Annotated in this window: 8 protein-coding genes and 1 tRNA gene; all 9 read left to right on the top strand. The window is 32.4% G+C overall.

What is annotated here, in order from left to right:
- On the top strand, window positions 1-178 hold a 178-nt coding region (tuf, locus tag ENO17_09695), incomplete at its 5' end, for an elongation factor Tu (protein HER25304.1).
- A gap of 209 nt (window positions 179-387) precedes the next feature.
- On the top strand, window positions 388-537 hold the full coding sequence (gene rpmG, locus ENO17_09690; GenBank protein ID HER25303.1) for a 50S ribosomal protein L33: 150 nt from the start codon (window positions 388-390) through the stop codon (window positions 535-537).
- Between the two features lie 33 nt (window positions 538-570).
- Window positions 571-646 (top strand) — tRNA-Trp (locus tag ENO17_09685).
- Between the two features lie 39 nt (window positions 647-685).
- Window positions 686-886 (top strand): preprotein translocase subunit SecE, encoded by a 201-nt coding sequence (gene secE, locus ENO17_09680; GenBank protein HER25302.1) that lies wholly within the window; start codon window positions 686-688, stop codon window positions 884-886.
- A gap of 58 nt (window positions 887-944) precedes the next feature.
- Window positions 945-1,481 carry a transcription termination/antitermination protein NusG gene (gene nusG / locus ENO17_09675; protein ID HER25301.1) on the top strand — a complete coding sequence of 179 codons (537 nt, stop codon included), beginning with the start codon at window positions 945-947 and terminating at the stop codon, window positions 1,479-1,481.
- A gap of 128 nt (window positions 1,482-1,609) precedes the next feature.
- Window positions 1,610-2,041 (top strand): 50S ribosomal protein L11, encoded by a 432-nt coding sequence (gene rplK, locus ENO17_09670; GenBank protein HER25300.1) that lies wholly within the window; start codon window positions 1,610-1,612, stop codon window positions 2,039-2,041.
- A gap of 66 nt (window positions 2,042-2,107) precedes the next feature.
- Window positions 2,108-2,827: a 50S ribosomal protein L1 gene (locus tag ENO17_09665; GenBank protein HER25299.1), complete on the top strand. Its 720-nt coding sequence runs from the start codon at window positions 2,108-2,110 to the stop codon at window positions 2,825-2,827.
- 154 nt (window positions 2,828-2,981) lie between these two features.
- Complete coding sequence (locus ENO17_09660) at window positions 2,982-3,584, top strand: 50S ribosomal protein L10 (GenBank protein HER25298.1); 603 nt, start codon at window positions 2,982-2,984, stop codon at window positions 3,582-3,584.
- Between the two features lie 113 nt (window positions 3,585-3,697).
- Entirely contained in the window at window positions 3,698-4,150 is a 453-nt protein-coding gene (locus ENO17_09655; GenBank protein HER25297.1) for a 50S ribosomal protein L7/L12, read from the top strand.
- Window positions 4,151-4,365: the final 215 nt, after the last annotated feature.

Raw genomic sequence — 4,365 nt, 5'->3', positions numbered from 1 at the left:
GGATGTAACCGGAACCGTCACTCTTCCCGAAGGGGTAGAGATGGTTATGCCCGGGGATAGAGTCACTATTAGCGGGGAATTGATTACTCCTATCGCTATGGAGAAACAGCTCCGCTTTGCTATCCGAGAAGGAGGGCGTACGATCAGTGCCGGAGTAGTAAGTGAGATAATAGAATAGTAGTTAGTCATTAGTAGACAGGCATCCTGCCTGTCTACATAGCCCAAGATAATGGGGATAATAAAAAACATAAGTAATTAAGGATATTAAATATTTGAATATTTAAAATATGTTTCTCTAACGAGATACGAATTAATTCTTGACACTTAGTATAAAATATGGTAAATTTATCTTCATGTAATTTTAACTTTTATTAGGAGACATTTTTAATGAGACAAAGAATTGTTTTTGCTTGTAATGAGTGTAAAAATAGAAATTATGATCAATATAAAAATAAGAAAAATACTCCAGAAAGAATAGAACTTAAAAAATACTGTAAGTTTTGTAAAACTCATACTTTACATAAAGAAATAAAATAACCTTAACTTTTGAGTTTTAATCAAAAATTATTAAGGTCCGTAGCTCCAACGGCAGAGCACTGGACTCCAAATCCGGGGGTTGCAGGTTCAAATCCTGCCGGGCCTGCCATTTTTTATTTAAATATAGGGAAGAATAGTTAGGAAAAAAATGAAACTAAATAATATTTTTAGTAAAATAAACAATTTTATAAAAGAAGCTATTGCTGAATTAAAAAAAGTTATCTGGCCGACCAAAAAAGATCTTAAGAATAGCACCATTGTAGTTATTTCTACGATAATTATGGCCTCGATCTTTATTGGATTGGTCGATGTATTTTTTACGAAAGTATTAACTTTATTTATGAAATAATACACAATAAATGTTAACTATTTTATTGGTAAAAAAGGAAGAGAGTTAATTAGTTATAATGATAGCTTCAAATCAAAAAAAATGGTATGTAGTTCATACTTATTCAGGATATGAAAATAAGGTTAAAATAAATTTAGAACAAAGAATTAAATCCATGGGAATGGAGAACCAGATATTTCAAGTGCTAATACCTACTGAAAAAGTCTTAGAGGCAAAATCTGGTAAAAGAAAATATGTACAAAAAAAGGTCTTTCCAGGATATGTAGTGATAGAAATGATATTGGATAATAATTCCTGGCAAGCAGTGAGAAATACTCCTGGAATTACTCGTTTCGTCGGTTCAGGAGGAAAACCAGTACCTTTAAAAGGAATAGAAATAGAAAACATATTAAAACAGATGGGGAAGGGCGAGAAATTACCCAAATTAGATATTGAAGTAGGAGAAAATGTTAGAATTATCGTTGGTCCATTTACCGGATATACAGGGAAAGTTAAAGAAGTAGATTACGAAAAAAACAAAATGAAAGTTTTTCTATCTATTTTTGGACGAGAGACATCTGTTGAGTTAGGTTTTAATGACGTAGAGAAATTTTAATTAGTCGCTAATATATCATACTGCATATTAGCCGTGTGTATTGCTTAAATTAGTTACATAATTAATGGGAATCTCAGTGTAAATAGTAATATAACTAAATACTAACGACTAGCAATAGGAGGAATTGAATGGCAAAGAAATTAGTGTCCGTAATAAAACTACAAATACCAGCCGGCAATGCTAACCCTGCACCACCGGTAGGCCCAGCATTGGGTCAGCATGGTTTAAACATAATGGAATTCTGTAAGAGTTTTAATGAAAAAACTAGACCAGATGTAGGAAGTATTATACCGGTAATTATTAATGTTTATGAAGATAGATCTTTTGATTTTATCTGTAAAAAACCGCCAGTTGCTTTTTTATTGAAAGAAGCAGCAGGAATAGAAAAAGGCTCAGGAATACCTAACAAAGAAAAAGTTGCAAAGTTATCACGGGCAAAAATTGAAGAGATTGCTAAGCGTAAAATGTCCGATTTAAATGCTAACGATTTGGAAAACGCTATAAAAATAGTACAAGGTACTGCCAGAAGTATGGGAATAGAAATAGAGAATAATGATTAATTATACGCTTAAATGGTGCACTTATGTGGAAGGATAAAATCCAATAATACCACAGGGAGGAAAAAGATGAGTAAAAAAAGAGGAAAGAAATATTTAGAAGCCATTAAAGATTATAAAACAGAAGATTACTGTGAACCGGAAGAAGCTTTAGAATTGGCAAAAAAGCTTCATTGGGCAAATTTCGAAGAATCTATTGATATTGCGATTAAATTAGGTATCGATACACGTCGTTCTGAAGAACAGGTACGGGGAGCAGTAGATTTACCTCATGGTACAGGGAAAAAAGTAAAAGTTGTGGTCTTTGCAGAAGGAGAGAAAGCAAAAGAAGCCGAAGAAGCCGGTGCTGATTTTATCGGAGCAGAGGAGTTAGCTGAAAAGATACAGGGGGGATGGACTGATTTTGATGCTACTATAGCGACTCCAGATATGATGAAAGTAGTCGGAAAATTAGGTAAAGTATTGGGACCTCGGGGTTTAATGCCTAATCCTAAAGTTGGTACTGTTACCTTTGATGTTAAAAATACCGTAAAAGCAGTAAAAGCGGGTAAAGTGGAGTATCGGGCAGATAAATTTGGCATAGTCCATGCGCCCTTAGGGAAAATAAATTTTGACCAGGAGAAATTATTAGAAAATTTTGCTACCTTTGTTGGTGCCATTATTAAGGCAAAACCATCAGCCGCCAAGGGAAAATATATACGTAGCATTACTATTTCCTCTACTATGGGACCAGGGGTTCACTTAGATCCCCAAAAAATAGAAGCGTGGATCGAAAAAAATAAAAATTAGAATTAGTAAAACTTTAAAATAAAATATTATTAAATAGTTTTAGGATTACCTTAGACAGCAGGAGTTGCAAGAAAACAACTTAATTGGTATTAAAATATCTTCCTGCCCAGGTGAGAACAAAGTGAATAAAATTACTTTTTCACCTTCCTTATAGATTCGTCTAAGGGAAGGTTTTTTATTGTATAAAATATCTAATAGGGTTAGAAAGGAGGATACATTTTTGGTTTTAAGTAAAGATTCTAAAAAAGAGATACTTCAGGATTTGATAGCAAAACTAAAAGAATCCAAAGGAATAGTTTTAACCGATTATAAAGGAATGAATGTCTCTCAAATCAGCAGCCTTAGAAAAGAATTAAAAGAACAGAAGGTAGAATTTAAAATAGTCAAAAATACTTTAATAGAAAAAGCAAGCGAAGAGCTGAAAGTAGAAGACCTGACTAAAGATTTAATCGGTTGTACTGCTATGGCTTTCTCTAATGACGATGGAATTGCACCAGCTCGATTGCTTAAAGAGTATTTTAAAAAGAATAAAATTGATTTAAATATTAAAACTGGTTTGATAGACGGAAGAGTTTTTAGTTCGGAGAAAATTTTAGAGATAGCTTCTCTGCCTTCCAAGGAAGTTCTTATTGCTCAAATGATTAATGGAGTGAAATCTCCCCTTTATTCCTTAGTATTTATATTGCAAGGACCTTTAAAAGGATTGATTTATACTTTGGAAGCGGTAAAAAAGCAGAAAGAAGCCAAAGCATTATAGATTTTATGGTAAAAATTGGATTATTGCTTATTGTTATGCGATATGAAAGATAGAGTATTTTTCGCAATACACCATATGCAATACAATAATAATATTGAGAGGAGGTGAAATAAATGGTTGAAAAAAAAGAAGTCGCTACTAAAAAAGAAAAAGTTACCGAGGAAAAACATTCTAAGACTGAGATGAATACATCAGCGGAAATATTAGAAAAAATAGAGAAAATGAGTGTACTGGAATTAGCTGACTTAGTGAAAGCCTTAGAGGAAAAATTCGGAGTAACTGCTGCTATGCCGGTTGCTATGCCTGCTAATGCTGGTGGTTCGGCTACATCGGAAGAAGTCAAAGAAGAAGAAAAAACCGATTTTGAAGTGATATTAAAAGAAGTTGGTCCAAATAAAATTAAGGTAATAAAAGAGATAAGAACAATTACTGCTTTAGGTTTGAAAGAATCTAAAGACTTGGTAGATGGTGCACCCAATACAATAAAAGAACATGTAGACAAGAAAGAATCCGAAGGAATAAAAGAAAAATTAGAAGCGGTTGGTGCAGTTATTGAAATAAAATAGAAGATAGTTTTTGGAAATATCGAAGATACTCTTTAAATTTTTTTAAAGAGTATCTTCTTGCATTTTTAATTACTAAATGATAAAATAATAATTTGCAGAAATAAATACTTTTACTTAATATAAATGTGATATCTTATAGAGGTAATTATTTTTTAATATTTTAATCATTATATAAAGGTTGGTGTTTTGCGGTGCGCAATAAATCTAATCAAGTG

It is taken from the genome of Candidatus Atribacteria bacterium, assembly GCA_011056645.1.
Taxonomy (GTDB): domain Bacteria; phylum Atribacterota; class Phoenicimicrobiia; order Phoenicimicrobiales; family Phoenicimicrobiaceae; genus Sediminicultor; species Sediminicultor quartus.
The sequence above is the reverse complement of the archived record's forward strand: the minus strand, read 5'-3'. Positions and strand labels throughout refer to the sequence as shown.